We start from the raw sequence: 26,021 nt of genomic DNA, 5'->3' as shown, positions 1-26,021 counted from the left end.
TGGGGCGCCGATAAAATCAAAACACGGCCACAAGGGGCTGTGTATGTTGTCAGTCCGTCGTGACAACTAAGCAACCGGTTGCACGTTATCCAGCGCGGTCTTGCGGTGCGAGACATCAGGCACAGCGGCGAAGTTGTTGAGTATCTCTGTGAACGATCCCAGTGTTTCGCTGGCATTTGCCAGCGGGGATTCGGTGTCGTACTTCGGATTGGCGAGGTGCATAGGCAGAGGCACAAGATTGTGTAGCTTGAGTCGGTATCAGGACATGTTTGTTAAACATGTATGTTTAAATCTATCCGAGTCTTCGGCAGCTCCACAGGGATACGCAAGCATAAAAAAACCCGGCAATAGCCGGGTTTTTTGACTGGCGCGCAGCTTAAGCGGTGAAGGTTTTACCTTCGAACTGCTCAGCAACGAACTTCCAGTTGACCAGGTTCCAGAACGCTTCAACGTACTTCGGACGCAGGTTGCGGTAGTCGATGTAGTAAGCGTGTTCCCAGACGTCGCAGGTCAGCAGCGGGGTGTCGCCGCTGGTCAGCGGGTTGCCGGCGCCGATGGTGCTGGCCAGGGCCAGGGAACCGTCAGCCTTTTTCACCAGCCAGCCCCAGCCGGAACCGAAGGTGCCGATCGAGGTTTTGCTGAACTCTTCCTTGAACTTGTCGAACGAACCGAAGGCTGCGTTGATGGCTTCAGCCAGTGCGCCGGTTGGTTGACCGCCGGCGTTTGGCGCCAGGCAGTTCCAGTAGAAAGTGTGGTTCCAGACCTGAGCGGCGTTGTTGAAGATACCGCCCGAGGAAGTCTTGACGATCTCTTCCAGGGTCTTGCCTTCGAACTCGGTGCCTGGCACCAGGTTGTTCAGGTTCACGACATAGGTGTTGTGGTGCTTGTCGTGGTGAAATTCCAGGGTTTCCTTGGAAATGTGCGGCTGCAGGGCATCGTGTGCGTAAGGCAGCGGCGGCAATTCGAAAGCCATGATGATTCTCCTAATCAGGTCTGTTGCGGTGAGCGCAAGGCCGATCACGGGCGGCCAGAAATGCACCGACGAGTTTTTACTCTTTGCGGCGCAGGGTTCGGATCATAGCACCGGGGTCAAGGCTTAACCACGCAACAACTGTGTGGGATAGAGGTTCCAGAGCTGTTTGGAATAAATCAGTTGGCGATAATCAGTTGGCCAGCCACCGTAAACATCATCAATGCCACCACCAGATCAAGAATCCGCCAGGTACTCGGCCTTGCCAGCCACGGCGCCAGCCATGCGGCACCGAGGGCGAGGGTGAAAAACCACAGCAGCGACGCACTCGCCGCGCCGACGACATAAGCCCCCGGCACCGACTGCTGCGCACCAAGCGAGCCGATCAGCAATACCGTGTCGAGATACACGTGCGGGTTGAGCAGCGTCACTGCCAGCGCGCTGAGCATCACCGCGCGCAACGAGCGCACGGTGGGGTTTTCGCCCTGATCCAGACTCTGTGTCGAGAACGCCCGGCGCAGCGCCTGGCTGCCATACCAGATCAGAAAGGCTGCGCCGCCCCAGCGCGCCACCGCGAGCAATGTCGGGTTCTGCGCCAACACGGTGGCCAGACCAAACACCCCGGCCGCCACCAGCAGCGCATCGCACGCCACACACAACGCCGCCACCGGCAGGTGATGTTCACGCCGCAGGCTCTGGGCCAAGACAAAAGCATTCTGGGTGCCGATCGCCATGATCAACCCCAAGGCCACCAACAGGCCGTTTACATAGCTTTGCCACATAACGATTACTCCGCGTTGGCTGCGAGATCGCGCAGCACTTGCATGGCGCGTTCGGCATCGGCCTGACCGACAAACAAATGATCGTGGTAGTAACCGGCGATTACGTTGCAACTGATCCCGGCCTTGCCCAGTGCGCTGGCGAACGCCGCAGTGAGGCCGACCGCTTCCAGTGCCGAATGCACATTGAGGGTGATCCACGCCGCCACATAATCGAAACCGAACCCGGACCGTACAGCCTGGGAGCGCTCGAGAATCAAGGTCAGGCCTTCCTGCTCGCGGAAGCTGCCGACAATCTCCAGACCCTCGGGAAACTGGCCATCGACCAAGGTGCAGAACACGTATTCGCCAGCATTGAGCTGCGGGCTCATGCTGCGCAGCAACGTCGTGAGTGAGGTTTCGCCAGCCATTGCAGTGTTCCTTGATGAAGAGTGCTTGCTGGCTATTCTCCGGTCGAAAGTTGTATAAGAAAAACCAATAGTGCTGATCGCTCATTAGGAAAACTGATGTTCGACTACAAATTGCTGTCTGCGCTGGCCGCCGTGGTCGAGCAGGCCGGATTCGAGCGCGCCGCGCAGGTGCTGGGCCTTTCGCAATCGGCGATTTCCCAGCGGATCAAGTTGCTGGAGGCGCGGGTCGGCCAACCGGTGCTGGTGCGCGGCACGCCGCCGTCGCCGACCGAAATTGGCCGACGTCTGCTCAACCATGTGCAGCAGGTACGACTGCTCGAGCGCGATTTGCAGACGCTGGTGCCAGCGCTCGACGAAGAAGGCCTGCCCGAGCGTTTGCGCATCGCCATTAATGCCGACAGCCTCGCCACCTGGTGGGCCGAAGCCGTGGGTGATTTTTGTGCCGAGCAGCATTTATTGCTGGATCTGGTGGTGGAGGATCAAACCGTCGGCCTCAAGCGCATGCGTGCCGGCGAGGTCGCGGCCTGTGTCTGTGCCAGCGAACGCCCGGTTGCCGGCGCCCGTAGCGTATTGCTCGGGGCGATGCGTTACCGGGCGCTGGCCAGCCCGGCGTTCATCGCGCGGCATTTTCCTGATGGCGTGCGCGCCGAGCAGTTGCCGCGCACCCCGGCGCTGGTGTTCGGCCCGGACGATTTCCTGCAGCATCGCTACCTGGCCTCGCTCGGCGTCGATGGCGGATTCGAGCACCATTTGTGCCCGTCTTCCGAAGGTTTTGTGCGCCTGACCGAAGCCGGTTTCGGTTGGGGACTGGTGCCGGAACTGCAGGTGCGCGACCAGTTGCAACGCGGTGTGTTGCGCGAACTGTTGCCAGATAAACCGATCGACGTGCCGTTGTACTGGCATCATTGGCGCAATGGTGGTCAGCTGCTGGGTTTGCTGACCGAACAATTGGTACGTTCTTCACCACAATGGCTGGTGGCTTAAAAGCAGTTGCGAGCGTCAAGCTGCAAGCGGCAAGTCAAGCGCTGAGCATTGTTTTTACCCTGCAGCTCGAAGCTTGAAGCTCGCAGCTGGTTTCATTGGAGCTTTACATGAAAATTCTGGTCACCGGCGCAAGCGGCTTCATTGGCGGACGCTTTGCGCGTTTCGCCCTGGAGCAGGGCCTGGACGTGCGGGTCAACGGTCGCGGGGCCGAGAGCGTCGAGCATCTGGTACGCCGCGGTGCCGAATTCATCCCCGGCGACCTGACCGATCCCGAATTGGTGCGTGAACTGTGTGCCGACGTCGAAGCGGTGGTGCACTGCGCCGGCGCCGTCGGCCTGTGGGGGCGTTATCAGGACTTTCATCAGGGCAACGTGCAGGTCACGGAAAACGTCGTCGAAGCCTGTCTGAAGCAGCGCGTGCGGCGGCTGGTGCACCTGTCGTCGCCGTCGATCTATTTCGATGGGCGCGACCACTTCAACCTCACCGAAGAACAGGTGCCCAAACGTTTCAAGCATCCCTACGCGGCGACCAAGTATCTCGCCGAGCAAAAGGTCTTTGGCGCGCAGGAATTCGGTCTGGAAACCCTTGCGCTGCGTCCGCGTTTCGTTACCGGGGCCGGCGACATGAGTATTTTCCCGCGCCTGCTGAACATGCAGCGCAAGGGCCGGCTGGCGATTATCGGCAATGGCCTGAACAAGGTCGATTTCACCAGTGTGCAGAACCTCAACGAGGCCATGCTCAGCAGTTTGCTGGCGGCCGGCTCGGCGCTGGGCAAGGCCTACAACATCAGCAACGGCGCGCCGGTGCCGTTGTGGGATGTGGTCAATTATGTGATGCGCAAGATGGAAGTCCCGCAGGTCACCAAGTACCGGTCCTACGGCCTGGCGTACAGTGTCGCGGCCCTCAACGAAGGCGCCTGCCGGCTCTGGCCGGGGCGACCGGAACCGACGCTGTCGCGCCTGGGCATGCAAGTGATGAAAAAAAATTTCACCCTCGACATCAGTCGCGCCCGGCATTATCTCGACTACGATCCGAAAGTCAGCCTGTGGTCGGCGCTCGACGAGTTCTGCGGCTGGTGGAAAGCGCAGGACATTCGCTGAAACGCGTTGCAACGATTCGGCCGGCCGGCAATGAACCGCACCGCAGGTTGGGGGTCAATCCCTGCGGCTGCGGCGGTTATACTTCGCAGCATTTAGCCATCACCGCGTTTCACAAAGGTTGCCTCAATGTCCATGCGTAATGATGCCCACGACGATTTCGACGATGTCCCGAGCCTGCGCGCCGACACGTTCGACGACGATGACATTCCGACCACTGCCCGCACGTCCGTGCACTCGCGCACGCCACCGGCGGTCAAGGTCCGGGCGGCCAGCACCGGGCCATTGTGGGCGCTGGTCGGCGCGCTGTTTTTTGCCTTCATGGGCCTGGCGTGGTGGAGCTTTCAGCAGATCTCGCTGATGGAACAGCAACTGGTCGCGACCCAGGAAAGCTTCGCGCGCATCAGTGAGGAAGCCGCGGGGCGCTTGCAGGATATTTCCGGCAAGGTGGTCGCCAGCCAGACCAACGTCAACACCGACAGCGAAGCCCTGAAGCTGCAGATCAAGGCGCTTGAAGGCAAGTTGCTCGATCAGGGCAAACAGCAGCAGGGTGTGGCCGGTCAGGCCAGCGATCTGGACAAGCGCCTGGCGCAGATGACCGCGCAGACCACCGAACAACAGAACGCCAACACCCAGTTGCAGGCCCAGGTCAAAGCCCTGAGTGCAGAACTGGCGACCCTGAAAAGTGCGCCGGCCGACACCAGCAAGGTCGATGCCCTGCTCAAGAGTTATGACACCCAGCTGAAAAGCCTCGGCGCGGATATCACTGCGCTGAAAAAGCAGGGCAACTCGAACGCTGCGATCGAGCGCCTGGAGCAGGAAATCGTTGTCCTCAAAAGCGAGCAGGACAACCGTCCGGCAGCGCCACAGGGCGGTGGCAATACCGCCGAGTTCGATGCGTTCCGTGGCCAGATGACCCGCAACCTCAATACCTTGCAGGCACAGATCCAGAACCTGCAGCAACAGATCAATGCCCGGCCCTAGGGGCTGAGCTGAGGGGCTCTCGCCTGTAATCTCTGGATTCAAGTTCAACTTCCATATGACCCCAAGCCGTCTACGCTCTTGAAACACCAACAAGAACGAGGGATGCGTTATGGGGTTTTTGCATAAAGTGGCGTGGCTCGGGCTGATGCTGCTTGTGGGGGCAGGGCAGGCCAATGCCGTCTCCACGCAAAAGGACGACAGCAAGGCCGCCATCGCCCTGCTGGAAAAGGCACTGGCCTACTACCACGACAACGGCGACAAGGCCTTCGCCGCGTTCAGCCGTCAGGGCGAGTTCGTCGATAAGGATCGTTATGTGTTCGTGGTCGATACCAAGGGCGTGATGCTCGCCAGCGGCGGGCCATCCTCTGCCTTGATCGGTCGTGATGTCAGCGAAGTGCTCGGGCCGGACCTGCAAAAGACCTTCAAGGACGCGTTGCTGGTGCCTGAAGGCAACGGCATCCAGCAAGCCGAATACCGCTGGCAGAACTGGGCGGACGGCAAAGTCGAGCGCAAGCATGTGTATTACCAGCGCATCGGCCAGCGAATTCTGGCAGTGGGTTATTACTTGCCGCGAGCCTCTGCGGAGCAAGCCAAGGCACTGCTTGATAAAGCAGCCACCGATCTGGGCAAAGACGAAAAGGGCACGCTGACGGCGATCAACTCGCTCAAGGGCGGCTATCTGCAGGATGACCTGTATGTGTTTGTGGTCGACCTCGACACCCAGCGCTATGTCGCCCACGGCACTAACCTGCGGCTGATCAACACCGATTTCAGCAAGATCAAGGACCCGGACGGCAAACCGGTGGGCGAACCGATTCTGGCGCTGATCGGCAAGCAGGACAGTGGCGAATACGAATACCGCTGGAAAAACCCGGTGACCGGCAAGGTCGAGGATAAGCATGCCTACCTGAAGAAGGTCGGGCATTTCCTGGTGGCGGTGGGTTACTACAGCCCTTGAGTGAACGGCCTTTTGCAGGAGTGAGCCTGCTCGCGATCAGCGTGTTTCATTCAACAGTGATGTCGACTGACATACCCTGATCGCGAGCAGGCTCACTCCTACAGGGGATAGTGGTGTTTGTTCTATCTGGCGCCGTGCTCACGCCCGCGCAACAGGTTATTGGGCATCGCAATCGCTGCCGCCAGCCCCAGCAGCGACACCGCCGTGCTCACCCACAACAAATGCCGGAACGTCACCGAAAGCTCCGCACGCAAGGCGTTCTGTGCATCCCCTGGCGCCGCGTTCAAGCCATCGAGCAACACGTTGCCCGAATGCCCCTCGCTCATCAGCGAACTGCTTGCCAGATGGGCAAAACTCGAATCCTGCAAGAAGGCCAGCAACAGTGCCGACATCAACGCCACCCCCACCGCGCCGCCCAGCGAGCGAAACAGGTTGGTGGTGCTGGTGGCGACACCGATGTCACGTTGCTCCACCGAGTTTTGGGTGCCGACCAGCGACGTGGGGAATTGCATACCCCCGGCAATGCCGCTGAGCAGCATGAACAGACCACTGAGCAGCGTTGCTTCTGGCGGACTGAATGCCATGCCGAGAATCGAGATCGGCATCAGGATCGCACCGGTGAGGATCTGCGGTTTGTAGCGCCCGGTGATCGACGTGCGCCGCCCGGCGAAGTAGGCACCGATTGGCAGGCCCATTGCCAAAGGCAACAGATGCAACGCCGCACTGTCAGCACCGGCGCCGGTGACACTCTGAAAGCGCAACGGCATCAGCACGATCAACGAAATCGCCTGGAAACTGGTAAAGAAAATCGTGCACCAGCACAGCAGGGCATTGCGGTTGGCGAACAGGTGCATCGGTAGCAGCGGTTCCCGCGCCCGGCGTTCATGCCAGACGAACACTGCCAGCACCACGACGGCGCAGGCGAACAAGCCAAGCACTTCACTGCTGCGCCACGAATGACCCTGACCGACCTGGGTGATGCCCAGCAACAGCGCGGTCAGACCGATGATCATCAGCAGCGTGCCGAGGTAATCAATGATCGGTTTGCGCTGCGGAACCGGCAATCCGCGCAGGTTGCGCCGCGCCACCCACCAGGCACCGAGGCCCAGCGGCAGGTTGATCAGAAACACCCAGCGCCACGACAGGTATTCGGTCATGTAACCGCCCAGCACCGGACCGGCGACGCTGGCCACCGCGTACATGCTGCTGAAATAACCCTGATAACGCCCGCGCTCACGCGGTGGCACGATGTCGCCGATGATCGCCTGACTCACCGAAATCATGCCGCCGGCGCCGATGCCCTGAAGAATCCGCGCCAGCACCAGTTGTTCCATGCTTTGCGCCATGCCGCAGAACAGCGAGGCGAGGGTGAACAGGCCCATGCCGAACAGCATCAGTTTGCGCCGCCCGTACAGATCGCCGAGCTTGCCGTAGATCGGCACGGCCACGGTCATCGCCACCATGTAGCCAGAAATTACCCAGGCCAGCAGGCTGACGTCCTTGAACTGGGCGGAGATGGCCGGCATCGACACGGCGACGATGGTCTGGTCCAGCGCGCCAAGAAAGATCGCCATCATCAGCGCGACCAGCACGCTGCGAATGGCCGGTTTGGGTGTTTCAGGCTGGTGAAGATTGGTCACGGGCGGAACCTGCGGGCAGTGAGAATCCCGCAGGTCGCAAGGCGAGCGGGGGATGCTCGCCAGTGTAAGTCGATAGCAGGCTATTCGATAGCCTCATATGGAAGTCCGACGTAATTTTCTGCAATGGTTTTTCTGCCGGCTTCGGAGCTGACGAAATAGTCGAGTTCCGAGGCGCTGATCCGCTGGCTGAAGTCATCATGTTCGTCGAACCGGTGCAGCATCGAGGTCATCCACCAGGAAAACCGTTCGGCTTTCCATACCCGGCGCAGGCAGATTTCCGAGTATTTCTCCAGCAGGTCGGTGCGGCCGTCGCGATAAACCTTCAGCAGAATATTGAACAGGGTGCTGACATCGCTGGCGGCCAGGTTCAAGCCCTTGGCGCCGGTAGGCGGAACGATATGGGCGGCATCGCCGACGAGGAACATCCGCCCGTACTGCATCGGTTCGACGACAAAGCTGCGCAGTGGCGCAATACTTTTTTCAATCGACGGACCGGTGACAAGTTTCTCGGCAAGCTCGGCGGGCAGGCGGGTTTTGAGTTCGTCCCAGAAACGCTGATCGCTCCAGTCATCGACCTGTTCTTCGGCAGGCACTTGCAGGTAATAACGGGTGCGAGTCGCCGAGCGCATGCTACACAGGGCGAAACCGCGCTCATGGCGGGCGTAGACCAATTCGTCATGCACTGGAGGGGTGTCGGCGAGAATGCCCAGCCAGCCAAACGGATAGACCCGTTCGAAGACCTTCAGGCAATCGGCCGGAATCGACTGTCGAGCGACCCCGTGGAAGCCGTCGCATCCGGCGATGTAATCGCAATCGACGCGCCAGGTTTCACCGTCCTTTTCGAAAGTGACGAAGGCTTCGTCGCTTTTCATGCCGTGGGGAACGACATGGCTGGCCTCGTAAAGGGTCGGCGCGCCGGCCTCCCGACGAGCGGCCATCAGGTCGCGGGTGACTTCGGTCTGACCGTAGATCATCACGGTCTGGCCACCGGTCAACCCGTGCAGGTCGATGTGCACCTGACGCCCGTCCAGGGCCAGATCGAAGCCGCCGTGCACCAGCCCTTCGGCGTCCATCCGCTGACTTACACCGGCCTGACGCAACAGCTCTACCATGCCTTGTTCAAGCACGCCGGCGCGGATGCGACCGAGGACATAGTCGGGTGTCTGACGTTCGAGAATGAGGGTGTCGATGCCGGCGTTGTGCAGCAACTGGCCGAGGAGCAAACCGGACGGACCGGCACCAATGATGGCAACTTGGGTTTTCAGCGTTTTCATTGTTTTTATGACTCGCAAGCTTCACGCGGCCAAAGCCGGTGAATGATTTTTATGGATCGAGTGCTTGCATTTTTCCCTTGCGGGTCTGTCAATTGAAGGTGAAAACTGAGCCGATATCTGTACATTCTGCCAATCGGTGCGATTATCGCCCAAAAACCTGAGGCCTGGATTGAAGTGATGAACACGCCTGACCTGCCTTCGATTCCGGTGTTCAAGCTCTACGGTGAAAGCCTGGACTGGCCGACCCCTGACTTGCTGCACTGTGAAACCATTTCTTCCCGCAGCCGCGAACACCAATGGGAAATCAAACCCCACCGCCACGCCGATCTGTGCCAGTTACTCTTCGTCTTCAAAGGTCAGGCAGAGCTTGAAATCGAAGGTCAGCGCACGCAACTCGAAACCCCGGCGATTCAAGTCCTGCCGCCGCTGTCGGTGCATGGCTTCCGTTTTTCCGAGGACGTGGAAGGCTTCATCGTTACCCTCGCCACGCCGCTGATCAACCATCTGCAGGCGCAGCTGGGCGATTCGGTGCACGCCCTGGCCCAGACGCAAAGCTATCCGGCGGGCAAGGACGGTGAGTACCTGAACAGTCTGTTTTCAGCGTTGCAGGCCGAGTACAACGGCCATCAGCCGGCGCGGGAAATGCTCATGCATTCGCTGGTCAGCGTGATTATGGTCTGGGTCAGCCGTCAGGCTATCGTGCGACACAACGCCAGTCAGCGGCCGCAACGCCAGCGCGAATACCTCAATGGCTTTATTCAATTGGTGGAAGAGACCTACCGCCAGCATGTGAAGGTCGAGGATCTGGCCCATCGTCTGGGCATTTCCGTCTCGCATCTCAACGGCACCTGCCGGGAACTGGCCGGGCAACCGGCGCTGCAGATCATGCACGAACGCCAGTTGCTGGAAGCCAAGCGCTTGCTCACCTACACCAGCATGACCATTTACGAGATGTCGGAGTTGCTGGGATTTTCCGATCCGACCAACTTCACGCGCCTGTTCCGGCGCCGGGTGGGAATCTCGCCAAAGGCGTTTCGCGACCGTCTGAAGGCCGAGCAATAAACGCCTGAACGCCACGAACCCTGTGGGAGCTGGCTGGCCAGCGATAGGGGTGGTTCAGCCGTCTCAATGCTGAATGTCAATCCGCAATCGCTGGCCAGCCAGCTCCCACCGGATTGACTCCAGCTCAGATCAATCAGCGCAACGCATTGAGCGTCGCGTTATGCGGAATGCAGCGTTCGAAATTACAGCTCGCGTAATCACGGGGCAGCTGCCGCATTTGCTCGACCCGCCAGGCCGCAGTGCCGTACAGCGCCAGCGTGGCGGCGCAGGTGATGAAAATCGCGAAGTACCTTCTTGTTTTGATGTTCATGGCAATGACCTCTGAACGCATACCCTGCGGTATTACTTTCAGCATAGGTCAGGTAGAAGCAGCTGCAAGCGTCGAGCGGCACGCGCCAACATGAATGGCGGCGCAGCTAGCGTGTAGCTTGTGGCTTGACGCTGGAAACCGCTTCATCCCAAGCCGGGTTTTCGGGGAATCGCTGCACCAGAAAATCCAGCATGCTGCGCAGCGCCGCCGGCATGTGCTTGCGCGAGGCGTACACCGCGTAAATGTTCATCTGCCGTGGTTCGGCATGGGGCAACAGGCGCACCAGCTCACCGCTGTGAATATGCACCCCGGCCTGATAGGTCGGCAGCATCGCCACCCCCGCACCGGCCAGTGTTGCGCGCAGTAACGTGCTGGCTTCGTTGGCGCTGATATTGCCCTGTACCGGCACCGAAACCGGTTCCCCGTCTTCCTCGAAATGCCAAAGGCTCTTGCCGAAATACGAGTGCGTCAGGCAATTGTGCCGGCTCAGCGCTTCGACGCGCTGCGGCGCCGGTTGTTCTTGCAGATAGGCCGGCGCGGCGCAGACTACCGAGCGACACACGGTCAGGCGTCGGGCAATCAGGTTCGGATCGAGATCATTGCTGGTGCGGATTGCCAGATCAATGCGCTCGTCCACCAGGTTCACCGTGCGGTCGAGCATTTGCAGGTCGATGCTCACCCCCGGATAGCGTTTGACGTAGGCGGCCACGGCATCGGCCAGTTGTGCCTGGCCGAACGAGGTGCTGACACTGATGCGCAGCAGCCCGCGCGGTGCGTCGTGGGGTTCGCTGACGGCGGCCTGCATGTCGCTCGACAGTTCGAGCATCTGCCGGCAGCGCGGGAGGATTTCGCTGCCCGCCGTGGTCAGGCTCAACTTGCGCGTGGTGCGGTGCATCAGGCGCGCGCCGACCCAGTCTTCCAGCTCCGCCAGATAACGCGACACCACCGGCCGCGACAGGTCCAGATGATCGGCCGCCGCCGACTGACTGCCCAGGTCCACTACCGTGACAAACACCCGCATTGCTTGAAGACGATCCATGATTTGCCCGCTTTCAGAAACAAACTATGTTCAAGCATCGCATTTTTTGTACCGAGTCAGGCAACTAAGCTCTGTCCCATCGCCAAACACGGCATTCGGACCACGGAGCAACAGATGATCGGCTTCACTACCCTCAAGCGCGTTTTGCTGGCCACCGCCACCCTCGGTTTCGCGGCGCATGCCGCTGCCGCCAACCTGACACTGGATGTCTACAACCCAGGCACCAAGGCGATTTTCCCGGTGACCTCGGTGCTGGTCAGCGGCGAGAAAGACGCGATTCTGGTCGATGCGCAATTCGGCAAGGCCCAGGCCGAACAGGTCGTGGAAAAGATCCGCGCCAGCGGCAAGCACCTGACCACCATTTACATCAGCCACGGTGACCCGGATTACTATTTCGGCCTCGACACCCTGACCCAGGCCTTCCCCGATGCAGAGGTTCTGGCTTCGCAGCCGACCGTCGATCACATCAACAAAACCGTCGCCGGCAAGCTCGCCTTCTGGGGCCCGAAAATGGGCGCCGACGTGCCGGCCAAAACCATCGTGCCGGGCGTGCTCAAGGGCGACAGCCTGATGCTTGAAGGGCAGAAACTGCAGGTGGTCGGCCTTGACGGCAAACAACCGGATCGCAGCTTCGTATGGATTCCGTCGCTCAAGGCCGTGGTCGGTGGCGTCGTGGTGGCCGAGAACATCCATGTGTGGATGGCCGACACCCAGACCGCGCAATCCCACGCCGACTGGCTGCAAACCCTGCACTCGATCGAAACCCTGAAGCCGAAAACCGTGGTGCCGGGTCATTACCTGGGCGAGAGCAGCCGTTCGTTGGCCAGCGTGAAATTCACCGCCGACTACATTAAGGCGTTCGACGCCGAAACCGCCAAGGCCAAGGACTCCGCCGCACTGATCAAGGCCATGCAGAAGCGCTACCCGAAACTCGGCGAAGAAAGCTCGCTGGAGCTGAGCGCCAAAGTCGCCAAGGGCGAAATGCAGTGGTAACCCGATTCTGAAAACGCAGCACTCTCAAGCCAACTGGAGAATGTCATGAGCAAGATCGCAATCATTGGTGCCACCGGCCGTGCCGGTAGCCAACTGCTGGAAGAAGCCCTGCGTCGCGGCCATAGCGTTACGGCTATCGCCCGCGACACCTCGAAGATCGGCAGCCGTGCCGGCGTGGTCAGCAAGAATGTCGACGTGCTGGACTCGGTAGCGCTGCAAGCCGCCGTGGCCGGTCACGACGTGGTGATCAGCGCCGCGCATTTCGCCACCGTGCCCGCCAGTGCCGTGGTCGGCCCGGTGAAGCAGGCAGGCGTGAAGCGTCTGTTGGTGGTCGGCGGTGCCGGTTCGCTGTTGCTGCCGGACGACACCCGGGTGATCGACAGCGCCGGTTTCCCCGCCGAGTACAAAGCCGAGGCCAGCGCTGGCGCGGCGTTTCTCGATGCGTTGCGTTCGGAGAACGAGCTGGACTGGACCTTTCTGTCGCCGTCGGCCGAGTTCGTCGAAGGCGAGCGCACCGGCAGCTTCCGAGTCGGCAAGGATCACTTGCTGTTCAGTGCCGAAGGTCGCAGCTGGATCACCTTCGCGGATTACGCGATTGCGCTGATCGACGAAGTGGAAACGCCGAAGCATTCGCGTCAAAGGTTTACGGTCGGCTACTGATGCTTCCCACGTCCCAATCGTAGGCCTTCGCCTGCTCGCGATAGCAGTGTGTCAGTCGACGTAAATGTCACTGACCCACCGCCATCGCGAGCAGGCGAAGGCCTGCAGGGGAATGTGGTGCTTCAGCGGGTATGCGCCTGCTCCACCAGCCAGATCATCAACTCCTCCAACTGCGGCGACGCTTCCCCACCCTGCGGCATCACCACGTAGTAGCCCAGCCCCGTCTTCACCTTCAATTCAAACGGCATCACCAGCCGCCCGGCGCGCAGGTCGTCGCCGATCAACGACCAGTCGCCAATCGCTACCCCTGTCCCATGCGACGCCATCGACATTGCCTGATCCAGCGTCTCGAAATGCTGGCCCATGTTGACGTTGCTCAGCTGCAATTGGGCAGCGTTCAGCCACACCGTCCAGTCCTGTGTGTCGCGGGTCGGGTGCAGCAGCAGATGCTGTTGCAGATCGGTCGGTTCGGTCAGCGCCGCAGAGCCCTTCAGTAACGCGGGTGAACAGACCGGTGTCAGTTGCTCATCGAACAGGTGCAGGGCGGTCGATGAATTGTCCGGCGGGGTGCCGTAGATCACCGCGGCATCGAACTGCTCGCGCTGAAAGTCCACGCCGTGGGCCAGGGTGGTGGTCAGTTTGACCGGCACGTCCGGGCGTTCCTTTTGCCATTGCAGCAGGCGCGGCACCAACCAGCGCATCACGCAGCTGGGGGCCTTGAGCTGCAGGGTTTCGCGCTTCAGACCAATCTGCTCGGTGGCTTCGCTGATCAGGCCGAAGATCTTCTCCACCCGTGGCAGCCATTCACGCCCTTCGGCGGTCAGCTCCAGGCCCCGGGCCAGGCGAATGAATAACGCATAACCCAGATGCTCTTCCAGACCGGCGATCTGCCGGCTCACTGCCCCTTGGGTGATGTGCAACTGCTCGGCCGCCCGCGTGAAGTTGCAGCACTGCGCGGTGATCAGAAACGTGTGCAGGGCGGGCAGGGGAGGCAGTCGTTTCATGTGGATCCAAGGTATGACGTGAGGACATGGCTAGTATGACTTTTAATCGATTGTTGCCGCTACCTGCCGCCCGTTCAATGAGCCCATTCCACCCGGATCAATGTGGGAGCGAGCTTGCTCGCGAATACGGTTTTCTATTCAGCATCAATGTGGCTGATACACCGCTTTCGCGAGCACGCTCGCTCCCACACTGGCACGGCGTATTGAACAAACAAGAAGGGCAATCGACATGGCGACGTGTGGCGAAGTACTGGTCAAGTTACTCGAAAATTATGGGGTCGAGCAGGTGTTCGGCATTCCCGGGGTGCACACCGTGGAGTTGTATCGCGGGCTGGCCCGTTCGAGCATCAACCATGTCACTCCACGGCATGAGCAGGGCGCCGGTTTCATGGCCGACGGCTATGCGCGGACCCGCGGCAAACCGGGGGTGTGCTTCATCATCACCGGTCCGGGCATGACCAACATCACCACCGCGATGGGCCAGGCCTACGCCGACTCGATCCCGATGCTGGTGATCTCCAGCGTGCAGACGCGCAGCCAGTTGGGCGGCGGTCGCGGCAAGCTGCACGAGCTGCCGAACCAGAGTGCGTTGGTCGGTGGCGTCGCTGCGTTCTCTCATACCTTGATGTCCGCAGCGGAATTGCCGGGCGTACTGGCCCGTGCGTTTGCGCTGTTCCAGGCCGGGCGTCCACGTCCGGTGCACATCGAGATTCCGCTGGACGTGCTGGTGGAAGAGGCCGATGAATTGCTCGCCAGCGTTCCGGTCAACATCGACCGCGCCGGTGCCGCCCCAGCCGCCGTGAGCCGCATGAGCGAGCTGCTGGCCGGCGCACAACGACCATTGATTCTCGCGGGCGGCGGTGCGATCGACGCCGCCGCCGAACTCATCGAACTGGCCGAATTGCTCGACGCTCCGGTGGCGCTGACCATCAACGCCAAAGGCATGCTGCCGTCCAGCCATCCGCTGCTGATCGGCTCGACACAAAGCCTGGTCGCGACCCGTGCACTGGTGGCCGATGCCGACGTGGTGTTGGCGATCGGCACTGAACTGGCCGAAACCGATTATGACGTGACCTTCGCCGGCGGCTTCGAGATTCCCGGCAAACTGCTGCGCATCGACATCGACGCCGATCAGACCGTGCGCAACTATCCGCCACACGTGGCGCTGGTCGCCGACTCGCGCAACGCTGCACAGGCATTGCTCAGTGCTTTGTCGCACAAACCTCTGGCCGAGCGTCGCAACGATTGGGGCCAGGTGCGCGCCGCGCGTTTGCGCGACGATCTGGCCGCGAGCTGGGATGCGCCAACCCTGGCGCAGACGCGCTTCCTCGAAACCGTCCTGCACGAGTTGCCGGATGCAGTGTTCGTCGGCGATTCCACGCAACCGGTGTACACCGGCAACCTGACCTTCAACCCGGAACGACCACGGCGCTGGTTCAACTCGTCCACCGGATACGGCACCCTCGGTTACGCCTTGCCGGCGGCCATTGGCGCGTGGCTCGGCGGCAGCATTGAGGATGGCGCCCGTGCGCCGGTGGTGTGCCTGATCGGTGACGGCGGCTTGCAGTTCACCCTGCCGGAACTGGCCAGCGCGGTCGAAGCGCGCACTCCGGTGATCGTCCTGCTGTGGAATAACCAGGGTTACGAAGAGATCAAGAAGTACATGGTCAACCGCGCCATCGAGCCGGTCGGCGTCGACATCTACACCCCGGACTTCATCGGCGTCGCCAAGGCCCTGGGTTGCGCTGCCGAGGCAATCGGCTCGGTGGAACAACTGCGCGGCGCGCTGCGCGCCGCCACCGATCGTCAGGGCCCGACCCTGATCGAAATCGACCAGACCCAATGGATGCAGGCGGTGGCCAAATGATCAATTTCCCGACCACACTCGATGGCCTGTTCATCAATGGCCAATGGTCAGCCGGTTGCGAGCATCTGCGGGTGATCAACCCGGCCACCGAAGCGCTGCTGACCACGGTCAATGGCGGTGACGAACAAGCGGTCGATCTGGCGGTCGCTGCTGCCACGGAAGCGTTCAAGGACTGGTCGAAAACCAGCGGTGCCGAGCGTGGCGCGATCCTGCGCAACATCGCCAGCGGCGTGCGCAACGGTCGCGACCACCTGATGAAGCTGCAGTCGAGCAACAACGGCAAGCCGCAATTCGAAGCGGCCATCGACGTCGACGACGTGATCGCCACCTTCGAGTATTACGCCGAACTCGCCGAAGGCCTCGACGCACAACTGGACAGTCACGTGGCGCTGCCCCGCGACGATTTCAGCGCCCGTCTGCGCCGGGAACCGTGCGGTGTGGTCGGGCTGATCGTGCCGTGGAATTTCCCGATGGTCACCACCGCGTGGAAACTCGCACCAGCGCTGGCCGCTGGCTGCTGCGTGGTGCTCAAACCGTCGGAAGTCACGCCGCTGCCGGAGCTGGAACTGGCGGCGATCATCGCCGAATCCGGCCTGCCCAAAGGCGTATTCAACCTGGTCTGCGGCACCGGCCTGGCGGTCGGTGCGCCACTCTCGGCTGATCCACGCATTGCGAAGATTTCCTTCACCGGCAGCAACGCTGTCGGCGTTCAGGTGATGCAACGCGCTGCGGAAACCGTGAAAGGCGTGAGCCTGGAACTGGGTGGCAAATCTTCGCTGCTGGTGCTTGAAGATGCCGATCTTGAACTGGCGGTGGAGTTGGCTTGCGGCGGCGGTTTTTTCAACGCCGGGCAGATGTGCTCGGCCACCAGTCGGGTGCTGGTCGCCGATGAGCTGGCCGATGAATTCCTCAACCGCTTGCAGGCCCGTGCAGAAAAAATCCGCGTAGCCGATCCGTTCGACCCGGACGTGGAGATGGGCGCACTGGTCAATCAGGCGCAATACCAGCGGGTGCTCGGCCACATTGACCGGGGTCTGAGTGCCGGAGCGAAGCTGGTGTGCGGCGGCAATCGTCCGGCGGATCTGCCGCGCGGCTATTTTTTGCAGCCGACGGTGTTCACCGAAGTGCCCCTCGACAGTGCGTTGTGGTGTGAAGAGATCTTTGGCCCGGTGCTCTGTGTGCGCAGTTTCAGCAGCGAAGCCGAGGCGATTGCCCTGGCCAACGACAGTCAGTTCGGGCTGGTCGCCAGTGTGGTAACGCGTAACGCCGAGACCGCCGACCGGGTCGCCAACGCCCTGCAGGCGGGGCTGGTGTGGCTCAACGCGCCACAAGTGATCTTCCCGCAGACGGCATGGGGCGGCTACAAGCAGAGCAGCATCGGTCGCGAATTGGGGCCGTGGGGCCTGGCTGCATTTCAGGAAATCAAACACGTGATCCGGGCGCTCTGAACGCCCGAAAACGGGGAGCGCATGCCTCGCAACGAGGCATGCGCCGGTGTCATGGCTTCGATGAGTTTTTATCGATAGTCAGGTGTATTGCACGACCTCAGGATGAACCCGTCGGCAGCGCTGCAGGCCTTTGAACACAAGGCCTGCAGCAGATCCGGCCGCGCGGATGCAACGGTTGCGACCAACCTCATACTTAAAAGAACAAAGGGAGTCCTTCATGGGCGAGCATGATCTGAACAGGCGTCAATTCATTAAAACCGTCGGCGTCGCCTCGGTAGCGGCGGCGGCCCTGAGCATGCCCTTCATCCGGGCCTCTGCCAGCGACACACGTTTCGCCGGCAAGACCCTGCGCTTGCTGACCTGGTCGGATGACACCGGCCTCGCCGCACTGCGCAATATCGCCGCCACGTTCGAGGCCAAGACCGGCGCCAAGGTCATCGCCGACCGCACCGGCAGCACCTCGGAGATGGTCGCCAAACTCAAGGCCGGCGGTGACCGTCCGCAGTACGACATCATCACCCTGGCCGGGGTCGGCGCCGAAGGTCTGGCCGCCGCCGGACTGCTGGAAAAACCCGACCTCAACCGCATTCCCAACCTGATCGACGTACCGGAACAATACCGCACGGGCGCCAACGGTCACGGCATCGGTTACCTGCTGTGGTGCAACAGCCTGGTCTACAGCACCCGCACGCTCAAAGAGGCGCCGAACAGTTACGCGGCATTGTGGGACGCCGATCTGGCGCCGAACATTTTCCTGCCGCCGCCGAACTGGACCGAGGCGATGGACCTGATCATCATCGCCGCCAAACTCGCCGGCGGTGACGAACACAACATCGAACCGGGCTTCAAGAAACTCGCCGAACTCAAGGATCGCGTGGTCACTCTTGGCGAGAACCCGAACCAGATCGCCGAGCTGTTCCGCACCGGTTCGCTGGACATGGGCGGCTTGTACGCCCCGGCCTTCTTCCCCAAGCAGATCCGCGATCCGAACTACGGCCTCGGCGCCACGTTCGGCATGAAGGAAGGTTTCTACACCGACCTGATGCTGTCGGTGATGCCGAAGAACCGTCCCGGCGACACCGATCTGGCCTACGCCTTCATCGACCACTCTCTCGACCCGCTGGTGCAGGGCAAGATGGCCGAAGACATCTTCAACGGCCCGGTCAACGCCAAGGCGATCATCTCCGCCGAAGCACGCAAGAGCCCGTACATCCTCACCCCGGAGCAGATTGCCGAGAAGGCGATCATGCACGACAACGCCTTTTTGGCGACCGTGCATGACCAATGGATTCGTCGTTACACGGAAATCTTTTCTTCCTGAGCCGAACACCAACCTTCAAAACACCACAAACCCCTTGTGGGAGCTGGCTTGCCAGCGATGACGGCCTACCTGTCGACAATGATGTCACTGACAGATTGCGATCGCTGGCAAGCCAGCTCCCACAGGGGCACGGTGGTTTGGAGAGCTGTGTTCGTCAGTTGTTCTTCCATTGACGAGATCATTGCTATGGAACATCAATCCCTGAGCCAACCGGTCGACGCCGGCAGCGTGCGCCCGGCGCGCGGTGTTTCGCCGACCGCCCGGGCGTGGTTTTTCCTCACGCCGTCGATGCTGTTTCTCGGCGTGCTGATCGCCGCCAGCCTGCTGGTGTTGCGCATGAGCGTCGGCACCAAAGGCGCGGAGTGGACGGGGTTCAGCCTGGCCAGTTACGCCCAGTTGCTCGAACCCTATTACCTGAAATCCTTGCTGCTGACCTTGCGTCTGGCACTGATCAGCGCGGTGATTGCCGTGCTGCTGGCGATCCCGGTGGCGTACACCATGTCGCGGCTGACCTCGCCGTTCCTGCGGCGGATTTTTCTCGCGGCAGTGCTCCTGCCGCTGCTGGTCAACCTGCTGCTGCAAAGTTACGGCTGGCTGGTGATTCTCGGCCCGGGCGGGATGCTCAACCAGGCGCTGATGGGCCTGGGCCTGATCAAGCGCCCGATCATGTTGCTGTACAACCAGAACGGCGTGCTGATGGGGCTGGTACAGACCGCGTTTCCGCTGGCCGTGCTGCCGATTGCCAGCGCCATGCGCGGCGTCGCGCGCACCTACGAAGAAGCGGCAGCAACGCTGGGCGCCAGTCGTTTTCAGGTGTTCCGTCAGGTGGTGTTGCCGATGAGTCTGCCGGGGATCATTACCGGGGCGACGCTGGTGTTCGCCTACAACGCCAGCAGTTTTGTCGTGCCGTTGCTGCTCGGTGGTCGTCGTGTGCCGATGCTCGCGGTGATGGTGCATGACCAGATCGCGCCACTGATGAACTGGCCCGCCGCGTCGGCGGCCGGGGTGGTGCTGATCGTTACCACGCTGGCGATCATGACCCTGTCCGAATACATCACCGGCCGTCGTCGGCGTCTGCTGGAGGCTTCGCAATGAGTGCCCTGACCAAGAAGCGCATGGCACTGTTGCCCGGCGACACCGGCAAGTTCGCCGGCATCCTCTCCGGCTTCATTCTGCTGCTGGCGGTGTTGCCGATCCTGACCATGATCGTCATGTCGTTCAGCGGGGCGTCGAACCTCGATTTCCCGCCGAGCAGCTACAGCCTGCAATGGTACAAAGCGGCCTGGCACACCTTCGTGTCGCCGGATGCCAGTGATGTGTTGAGCCTCGGCCAGGCCATGGCCACCAGCCTGTTGGTGTCGTGCCTGACCATGGTCTTCGCCACGTTGATCGCGGTGCCTGCCGCCTATGCGCTGACCCGTTGCGAGTTCCGTGGCAAAGCCGTGGCGCTGCAACTGATGTCGCTGCCGCTGGTGTTCCCGATGGTGGTGTTGGGCCTGGCCTTGCTGCTGGTGTTCGACAGTCTGCCGTTCCACCTGACCACCTCGCGGCTGGTAATTGCCCACGTGATTCTGGCGCTGCCGTTCGTGGTGAAAAACTGCACCGCGGCGATGCTCTCCATCGGCAGTGAAGTCGAAGAGGCGGCGCGGATGCTCGGTGCTTCGCCATTGCGCGCAATTGTCGATGTGGTGGTGCCGTTGATGAAGTCGGGGATTCTGGCGGGGATGCTGCTGGCGTTCATCGTCTCGTTCAACGAATTCACCGTGACCTATTTCCTTTACACCATCGACGTCATGACCGTGCCGATCTGGATGTACAGCCGCACCGTGTCATCGCTCGACCCTACCGTGTTCTCGTTTGCCGTGCTGATCGTGCTGATCGACTTCGTCCTGATCTGGGCGCTGGAGAAGCTGGTGGGCGAGGGCGGCGTTTCCTTTTGATTTGAGGTGCAACATGACTGGTCTGATTCTGGAAAACGTCGAGAAATTCTACGGCTCGGCGTGCGCGGTACAAGACGTCAACCTGCATTTGCCGGAAGGCAAACTGGTGTGTTTTCTCGGCCCGTCGGGCTGCGGCAAAACCACTTTGCTGCGGATGATCGCCGGGCTGGAAACCCTCAGCGGCGGCGAAATTCGCCTGGACGGCGAGGACATCGGCCAGACCCCGGCGCACCTGCGCAACTTCGGCATGGTCTTTCAGTCGCTGGCGCTGTTCCCGCACATGACCGTCGGTGAAAACATCGCCTATCCGCTGAAATTGCGCGGCGTCAGCAAGGCTGATCAGCAGAAGCGGGTAGTGGAGTTGCTGGAGTTGATCCAGTTGCAAGCGATGATCAACCGTCCGGTGGCGAAGCTTTCCGGGGGGCAGCGGCAGCGGGTGGCGATTGCCCGGGCGATTGCCTCGCGGCCGAAAATTCTTTTGCTCGACGAACCGCTGTCGGCGCTGGATGCCAAGCTGCGTGAGTCGATGCAGGTGGAAATCCGCCAATTGCAACAGCGCCTGAACATCACCACGATCATGGTCACCCACGACCAGCGCGAGGCGATGACCATGGCAGATATCGTTGTGGTGCTGGGTGAACACAAGGTGCAGCAGGTCGGTACGCCGATTGAAATCTATCGGCATCCGGCCAACGAGTTTGTCGCTGACTTCATTGGCTCGGGCAACATCTTCCCGGCCACGGCATTGGGCGATGGCAAAGTCGGCCTGCCGGGTGGCGATGCACTGCAAGTGCCGATCTGCAGCAGCATCGTGGTGGGGCAGAAGGTGAAGATGCTGATTCGCCCCGAAGACCTGCAACTGTCTGCACCACAGGCGACGGCGGGCAATCGCCTGCTCGGCAAGGTGACGTTCGTGCGTGATATCGGCGCGACCATCGAGACCACGGTGGAGTGTTCCGGGGTGACGTTTACGGCATTGAGCACGCCGTGTCAGGGGATTGGTTTGGGGATCGGGCATCCGGTGTCGGTGACGTTGCCGGTGGAGGCTTGTCGGGTGTTGGGGGCTTAGAGCGAGGTCTGACTCCGAATCGCCCCTCACCCCAGCCCTCTCCCGGGGGGAGAGGGAGCCGACCGAGGTGTCTGGCGTTATCCATCGACCTGAAAAATCCAGTCGATTAAGGATTCGGCAAAGCATTTTCAGGTCGGTGTACTTGTTGAATATCCCCCATTCAGTCCTCTCCCTCTGGGAGAGGGAGCCGACCGAGGTGTCTGGCGTTATCCATCGACCTGGAAAATCCAGTCGATGATGGATTCGGCAAAACATTGTCAGGTCGGTGTACTTGTTGAATATCCCCCATTCAGTCCCTCTCCCTCTGGGAGAGGGAGCCGACCGAGGTGTCTGGCGTTATCCATCGACCTGAAAAATCCAGTCGATGATGGATTCGGCAAAATACTTTCAGGTCGGTGTACTTGTCGAATATCCCCCATTCAGTCCCCTCTCCCTCTGGGAGAGGGAGGCGACCGAGGTGTCTGGCGTTATCCATCGACCTGGAAAATCCAGTCGATTATGGATTCGGCAAAATACTTTCAGGTCGGTGTACTTGTTGAATATCCCCCATTCAGTCCCCTCTCCCTCTGGGAGAGGGAGGCGACCGAGGTGTCTGGCGTTATCCGTCGACCTGAAAAATCCAGTCGATTATGGATTCGGCAAAATACTTTCAGGTCGGTGTACTTGTTGAATATCCCCCATTCAGTCCTCTCCCTCTGGGAGAGGGAGCCGACCGAGGTGTCTGGCGTTATCCGTCGGCCTGAAAAATCCAGTCGATGATGGATTCGGCGAAATACTTTCAGGTCGGTGTACTTGTCGAATATCCCCCATTCAGTCCCCTCTCCCTCTGGGAGAGGGTTAGGGTGAGGGGCTTCTAACGGTCACACTGAAAGCCGCAACCGCGCCAGATCCCGCAACGGCGGCGCGCCAAACAAGCGGCTGTACTCGCGGCTGAACTGCGACGGGCTCTCGTAGCCCACGCGATATCCTGCCGCCGAGGCTTCCAGACCCTCGGCCAGCATCAGGCGCCGCGCTTCCTGCAGGCGCAACTGCTTCTGATACTGCAGCGGACTCATCGCCGTCATCGCCTTGAAGCGGTGATGCAGGGTCGAAACGCTGAGGTTCACTTCTTTTGCCAGATCATCAATGCGCAAAGGTTGCTCGAAATTGCCGTTGAGCCATTTGATCGCCTGGCTGATGCGGTGGCTCTGGCTGTTGGCAATCGCGATCTCATACAAACGATGACCCTGCGGACTGCGCAGCAGACGATAGAGAATCTCGCGGCGAATCAGCGGTGCAAGCATGGCGATGTCTTTCGGTGCATCGAGCAAGCGGGCCAGGCGCAGCACGGCGTCAAGCATCGCGCCGTCGATGCGTTCGACGTACAGACCGCGCCCGGTGGGCCGGGTCGGTACGCCCATCGGGCCGGCATCGGCGATCAGTGCGGTGATTTCCGCCGGGTCGATGTCCAGGCGCACGGCGAGGATCGGCTCTTCGGGTGAAACGTTGACCACGCGCCCGCTCAGTGGCATCGAGACCGAGACCACCAGATAATTCAGCGGGTCGTAATTGAAGTACTCGTCGGCCAGCCGCACCTCTTTGCGCCCCTGCGCCATGATGCACAGCGCCGGCTGCGCGAGCACCGGAGCGAAGTTGTGGGACTGGGTATGGCGCGACATGAACAGCGAGCCGACGGCGGTCTGGTAACTGCCATCGTCGGTGGTGTTGCGGCGGATGATCGCCGCCAGTTCTTCGCGCTGTTTCTCCATGTCGGCATCAGGCTGGGCTTGAAAACGATCGAATGACGTCATGCACGGCATCCTCGGCAAGGGAGATGGAATGGAGCAGAGCTTAAGTTTGTGCAAGCGCAAGCGGTAGACACATCCTGTCAAATGCTTGCCTGATTCTGCATTGGCTTGCCGGCATGCTCAGTCACAGCAGGATGCAGAGCGGCAAACTTGCTTGATACGCCGTATGACAACCGTGTGACGCGGTTTCACAGGTTGTTACAAGTCCTGTGTGCAGTCTCGCAGGATTGTGCAACAGGGCGGCAGGAATCGACTAACGGCGCGGTGTGTTCGGCGCTTAACCTTTGATCCTGTCGCAGCCCGTCCGCTGGCTGCCACGCGACTCCCTGGGAGGGTTGAACATGTCCAAGCAGATTCCCGTCAGTCACATGGCCTTCGTTCGAGCGCGCGCCGGACGCTCGGCGGAACTCGGTGTACGCCTGAGCGCGTTGATCGAGCCGTCTCGTGCCGCCCCCGGTTGCCTGAGCTTTGCCTTGCAGCATTCGCAATGTGATCCCGAGTTGTGGCTGGTCTCCGGTTTCTGGAGCAGCCAGCAAATGATGACCCGCTATTTCAACAGCCCGTCGATGGAAATCTTCGCCGAGCTGGTGCAGGACCTGGTGGTCAACAGTCTGGATTTCCATACCTTCAAGGACGTGTCGGCCGCGCAAGCCCTTGGCCAGTGCCCGGTGCCGGTACACAAACTCGCCGGTTGAGGGTTTAATGTCCGGCTTATTTGTCTGAGCCGGGATGTATGACATGGCACGTAAAGAGTTCGAACACTTCGAAGCAGTCTCCGCAGTCGTCCCCGTCGAGTTGGGCGGCAACAAGGGGTATCACGCGGCAATCGCGGTCAAGGCCCTGGTCGATGGCGGTGCACCACGCTTTCACAAACTGCTGGGTGATCAGGTGTTCCCCGGCGCCATCGCTGCCGACGAGGCGGCTATCAATGAGCTGGATAAACTCAAGGGCGTCACTGCTGACGCCGAGTTGGTCTGGTAACGCGTTACTGGGTGGCGCCTGGACGCCACATCTTGAACAGAGCCTCAGGCCCCAACTGAAAATAGTCCGCTGGTCCGCCGCCGCGCAGAATCGGTTCTGCCGCGGCGGTGTCGTAGATGCCGTCCTTCAACAGCCACTTGGCGATATGCACGGCGACCACTTCGCCAAGGATCAGCCAGCTCGGCACGGTTTCGCCGTCGGCGCGCTGCAATTGAATGATCTGCGTGACCTTGCACTCGAAGGACACTGGACTTTCGGCGACCCGTGGCACCGAAATCACTTTTGATGCCACCGTCGTCAGCCCCGCCAATTCAAACTCGTTGACCTGCGGCGCGACCATTGCGCAGCTCTGGTTCATCTGCTCGGCCAACGGGCGCGTGGCGAGGTTCCAGGCGAACTCGCCGGTCTGCTCGATGTTGTTCAGGCTGTCTTTGCGCCCGACGCTGGAAAAACCAATGATCGGCGGGATGTAGTTGAACGCGTTGAAAAAGCTGTACGGCGCCAGGTTCAAGTGGCCCTGAGCATCCTGCGAAGAAATCCAGCCGATGGGGCGCGGGCCGACGATGGCATTGAACGGATCGTGGGGCAGGCCGTGGCCGTTGGCGGGTTCGTAGAAGTGGATGTCATCGGACATGGCGAGGGTTCCTGAAGAGGGCATGCTTGAAGACGCCATAGTGTAAGAGCGCACCGCGTATTTCCAGTCAAACGCTGATCCTCTGTAGGCGTGAGCCTGCAGGGGATGTTTGTGATGCTTCAGAAATGACTAAGCCCGGCCGAAGCCGGGCTGTTGGAGGACTGCTGATATTCAGCTGATGGCTGCAGCAGTACCGGTTTTGTCGAAGCCATCGGCAGCGATGGCATTGGCGGTGCCGGTTTTGTCGAAACCATCGGCAGCGATGGCATTGGCGGTGCCGGTTTTGTCGAAACCATCGGCAGCGATGGCATTGGCGGTGCCGGTTTTGTCGAAACCATCGGCAGCGATGGCATTGGCGGTACCGGTTTTGTCGAAGCCGTCGGCAGCCACAGCTTTGCCAAGACTGGTTTTATCAGAACCGTCAGCGGCGTAGGTGCCCGAGTGGCTGGTTTCGATGGCGGCGCTGGCGCCGGAAATGAAATCGGCGGATTTGGTTTTGTCCGAACCGTCGGCAGCGAAGGTATTGGCGGCCAGTACGGACAGGGTCAGGGCGAGGATCAGTCGGGTTTTCATGTCGGTTACTCCAGATTCGTTGGCGGGTGTGTCTTGCATGGGTTTCATGCTACGCCAGTTAATTTGATTAAAAAGCGCAAATTAATGCTAAAAACAATCAATTAAGTTGATATTAAGGCCGGCGCATCGAAATCGCTTTCGCCGTCGAAGCGAGCGTCGCGCAGGTCATTGATCAGGTGTTTGCAGGATGCAGCGGCAGGATTAATCAGCGATTAATCGCTGTTTTTCCCTGTGTGA

At 60.7% G+C, this 26,021-nt stretch carries 26 protein-coding genes and 1 pseudogene; 15 read left to right on the top strand and 12 right to left on the bottom strand.

Translation table 11 applies throughout. From position 1 onward, the window contains the following. Positions 1-66 precede the first annotated feature (66 nt). From HV782_RS29070 to HV782_RS22930, 4 genes and pseudogenes are all read right to left on the bottom strand, one after another. Positions 67-231: pseudogene (locus HV782_RS29070) on the bottom strand (DUF6124 family protein); the annotation flags it as partial. 145 nt (positions 232-376) lie between these two features. Continuing rightward, complete coding sequence (locus tag HV782_RS22940; RefSeq protein ID WP_003227660.1) at positions 377-973, bottom strand: superoxide dismutase; 597 nt, start codon at positions 971-973, stop codon at positions 377-379. 176 nt (positions 974-1,149) lie between these two features. Next, the gene (locus HV782_RS22935) at positions 1,150-1,752 is read right to left on the bottom strand and encodes a LysE/ArgO family amino acid transporter (protein ID WP_186746764.1); all 603 of its coding nucleotides are present in this window, start codon (positions 1,750-1,752) and stop codon (positions 1,150-1,152) included. A gap of 5 nt (positions 1,753-1,757) precedes the next feature. After that, positions 1,758-2,159 carry an ACT domain-containing protein gene (locus tag HV782_RS22930; protein ID WP_186746767.1) on the bottom strand — a complete coding sequence of 134 codons (402 nt, stop codon included), beginning with the start codon at positions 2,157-2,159 and terminating at the stop codon, positions 1,758-1,760. Positions 2,160-2,255: 96 nt separating this feature from the next. On the opposite strand from HV782_RS22930, the gene HV782_RS22925 reads away from it, so the two are divergent. The 4 genes from HV782_RS22925 (at position 2,256) to HV782_RS22910 (ending at position 6,182) form a co-directional block, all read left to right on the top strand. Then, on the top strand, positions 2,256-3,143 hold the full coding sequence (locus HV782_RS22925) for a LysR family transcriptional regulator ArgP (RefSeq protein ID WP_186746769.1): 888 nt from the start codon (positions 2,256-2,258) through the stop codon (positions 3,141-3,143). Positions 3,144-3,250: 107 nt separating this feature from the next. Next, positions 3,251-4,243, top strand: a complete 993-nt coding sequence (locus tag HV782_RS22920) for an NAD-dependent epimerase/dehydratase family protein (RefSeq protein ID WP_186746771.1) — start codon at positions 3,251-3,253, stop codon at positions 4,241-4,243. 126 nt (positions 4,244-4,369) lie between these two features. After that, positions 4,370-5,224, top strand: coding sequence for an ATPase (locus HV782_RS22915; protein WP_128616301.1), 855 nt, complete (start codon positions 4,370-4,372; stop codon positions 5,222-5,224). A 109-nt stretch (positions 5,225-5,333) separates the two neighbouring features. Further along, entirely contained in the window at positions 5,334-6,182 is an 849-nt protein-coding gene (locus tag HV782_RS22910) for a cache domain-containing protein (protein ID WP_128616300.1), read from the top strand. A gap of 122 nt (positions 6,183-6,304) precedes the next feature. On the opposite strand, the gene HV782_RS22905 is transcribed toward HV782_RS22910, so the two are convergent. Together HV782_RS22905 and pobA are read right to left on the bottom strand one after the other, a co-directional pair. Next, complete coding sequence (locus HV782_RS22905) at positions 6,305-7,822, bottom strand: MDR family MFS transporter (RefSeq protein WP_123466306.1); 1,518 nt, start codon at positions 7,820-7,822, stop codon at positions 6,305-6,307. 80 nt (positions 7,823-7,902) lie between these two features. Further along, positions 7,903-9,096 (bottom strand): 4-hydroxybenzoate 3-monooxygenase, encoded by a 1,194-nt coding sequence (gene pobA, locus HV782_RS22900; protein ID WP_186746773.1) that lies wholly within the window; start codon positions 9,094-9,096, stop codon positions 7,903-7,905. Positions 9,097-9,273: 177 nt separating this feature from the next. Here pobA and HV782_RS22895 point away from each other — a divergent pair, with 177 nt between their 5' ends. Continuing rightward, complete coding sequence (locus tag HV782_RS22895; RefSeq protein ID WP_186746776.1) at positions 9,274-10,158, top strand: helix-turn-helix domain-containing protein; 885 nt, start codon at positions 9,274-9,276, stop codon at positions 10,156-10,158. 133 nt (positions 10,159-10,291) lie between these two features. Here HV782_RS22895 and HV782_RS22890 read toward each other — a convergent pair whose 3' ends face one another. Next, the gene (locus HV782_RS22890; protein WP_177490692.1) at positions 10,292-10,468 is read right to left on the bottom strand and encodes a hypothetical protein; all 177 of its coding nucleotides are present in this window, start codon (positions 10,466-10,468) and stop codon (positions 10,292-10,294) included. Between the two features lie 106 nt (positions 10,469-10,574). Continuing rightward, positions 10,575-11,507, bottom strand: coding sequence for a LysR family transcriptional regulator (locus HV782_RS22885; protein ID WP_123466312.1), 933 nt, complete (start codon positions 11,505-11,507; stop codon positions 10,575-10,577). Positions 11,508-11,621: 114 nt separating this feature from the next. On the opposite strand from HV782_RS22885, the gene HV782_RS22880 reads away from it, so the two are divergent. Both HV782_RS22880 and HV782_RS22875 read left to right on the top strand, forming a co-directional pair. Further along, a complete protein-coding gene (locus tag HV782_RS22880) occupies positions 11,622-12,500 on the top strand; it encodes an MBL fold metallo-hydrolase (protein WP_186746781.1) in 879 nt (292 codons plus the stop codon). A gap of 45 nt (positions 12,501-12,545) precedes the next feature. Then, positions 12,546-13,160: an NAD(P)-dependent oxidoreductase gene (locus tag HV782_RS22875; protein ID WP_128616297.1), complete on the top strand. Its 615-nt coding sequence runs from the start codon at positions 12,546-12,548 to the stop codon at positions 13,158-13,160. A gap of 122 nt (positions 13,161-13,282) precedes the next feature. Here HV782_RS22875 and HV782_RS22870 read toward each other — a convergent pair whose 3' ends face one another. Beyond that, entirely contained in the window at positions 13,283-14,164 is an 882-nt protein-coding gene (locus tag HV782_RS22870) for a LysR substrate-binding domain-containing protein (protein WP_186746783.1), read from the bottom strand. A 229-nt stretch (positions 14,165-14,393) separates the two neighbouring features. Between HV782_RS22870 and HV782_RS22865 the strand changes: the two genes are divergently transcribed. From HV782_RS22865 to HV782_RS22840, 6 genes are all read left to right on the top strand, one after another. Further along, complete coding sequence (locus HV782_RS22865; RefSeq protein WP_186746785.1) at positions 14,394-16,031, top strand: 5-guanidino-2-oxopentanoate decarboxylase; 1,638 nt, start codon at positions 14,394-14,396, stop codon at positions 16,029-16,031. Beyond that, a complete protein-coding gene (locus HV782_RS22860; protein ID WP_186746787.1) occupies positions 16,028-17,479 on the top strand; it encodes an aldehyde dehydrogenase family protein in 1,452 nt (483 codons plus the stop codon). Before HV782_RS22865 ends, HV782_RS22860 begins: the two co-directional genes overlap by 4 nt. A gap of 217 nt (positions 17,480-17,696) precedes the next feature. Further along, positions 17,697-18,800, top strand: a complete 1,104-nt coding sequence (locus tag HV782_RS22855; RefSeq protein ID WP_186746789.1) for an ABC transporter substrate-binding protein — start codon at positions 17,697-17,699, stop codon at positions 18,798-18,800. Positions 18,801-18,986: 186 nt separating this feature from the next. Further along, positions 18,987-19,895: an ABC transporter permease gene (locus HV782_RS22850; RefSeq protein WP_123466326.1), complete on the top strand. Its 909-nt coding sequence runs from the start codon at positions 18,987-18,989 to the stop codon at positions 19,893-19,895. Next, entirely contained in the window at positions 19,892-20,740 is an 849-nt protein-coding gene (locus HV782_RS22845; RefSeq protein WP_123466328.1) for an ABC transporter permease, read from the top strand. The genes HV782_RS22850 and HV782_RS22845 overlap by 4 nt, the downstream gene beginning before the upstream one ends. Before the next feature lie 13 nt (positions 20,741-20,753). After that, complete coding sequence (locus HV782_RS22840) at positions 20,754-21,809, top strand: ABC transporter ATP-binding protein (protein WP_128614825.1); 1,056 nt, start codon at positions 20,754-20,756, stop codon at positions 21,807-21,809. 860 nt (positions 21,810-22,669) lie between these two features. On the opposite strand, the gene HV782_RS22835 is transcribed toward HV782_RS22840, so the two are convergent. Continuing rightward, positions 22,670-23,599 carry an AraC family transcriptional regulator gene (locus tag HV782_RS22835; RefSeq protein ID WP_123466332.1) on the bottom strand — a complete coding sequence of 310 codons (930 nt, stop codon included), beginning with the start codon at positions 23,597-23,599 and terminating at the stop codon, positions 22,670-22,672. Positions 23,600-23,937: 338 nt separating this feature from the next. Between HV782_RS22835 and HV782_RS22830 the strand changes: the two genes are divergently transcribed. Both HV782_RS22830 and HV782_RS22825 read left to right on the top strand, forming a co-directional pair. Then, complete coding sequence (locus HV782_RS22830; protein WP_123466335.1) at positions 23,938-24,291, top strand: putative quinol monooxygenase; 354 nt, start codon at positions 23,938-23,940, stop codon at positions 24,289-24,291. Positions 24,292-24,334: 43 nt separating this feature from the next. Then, positions 24,335-24,577, top strand: a complete 243-nt coding sequence (locus tag HV782_RS22825; protein WP_123466359.1) for a hypothetical protein — start codon at positions 24,335-24,337, stop codon at positions 24,575-24,577. A 4-nt stretch (positions 24,578-24,581) separates the two neighbouring features. Here HV782_RS22825 and HV782_RS22820 read toward each other — a convergent pair whose 3' ends face one another. Next, positions 24,582-25,211, bottom strand: a complete 630-nt coding sequence (locus HV782_RS22820) for a flavin reductase family protein (protein ID WP_186746791.1) — start codon at positions 25,209-25,211, stop codon at positions 24,582-24,584. 171 nt (positions 25,212-25,382) lie between these two features. Further along, positions 25,383-25,784 carry a hypothetical protein gene (locus HV782_RS22815; protein WP_217890331.1) on the bottom strand — a complete coding sequence of 134 codons (402 nt, stop codon included), beginning with the start codon at positions 25,782-25,784 and terminating at the stop codon, positions 25,383-25,385. Positions 25,785-26,021 lie beyond the last annotated feature (237 nt).

This window comes from Pseudomonas monsensis, from assembly GCF_014268495.2.
Lineage (GTDB): Bacteria > Pseudomonadota > Gammaproteobacteria > Pseudomonadales > Pseudomonadaceae > Aquipseudomonas > Aquipseudomonas monsensis.
This window is presented reverse-complemented; position numbering and strand designations above follow the sequence as displayed.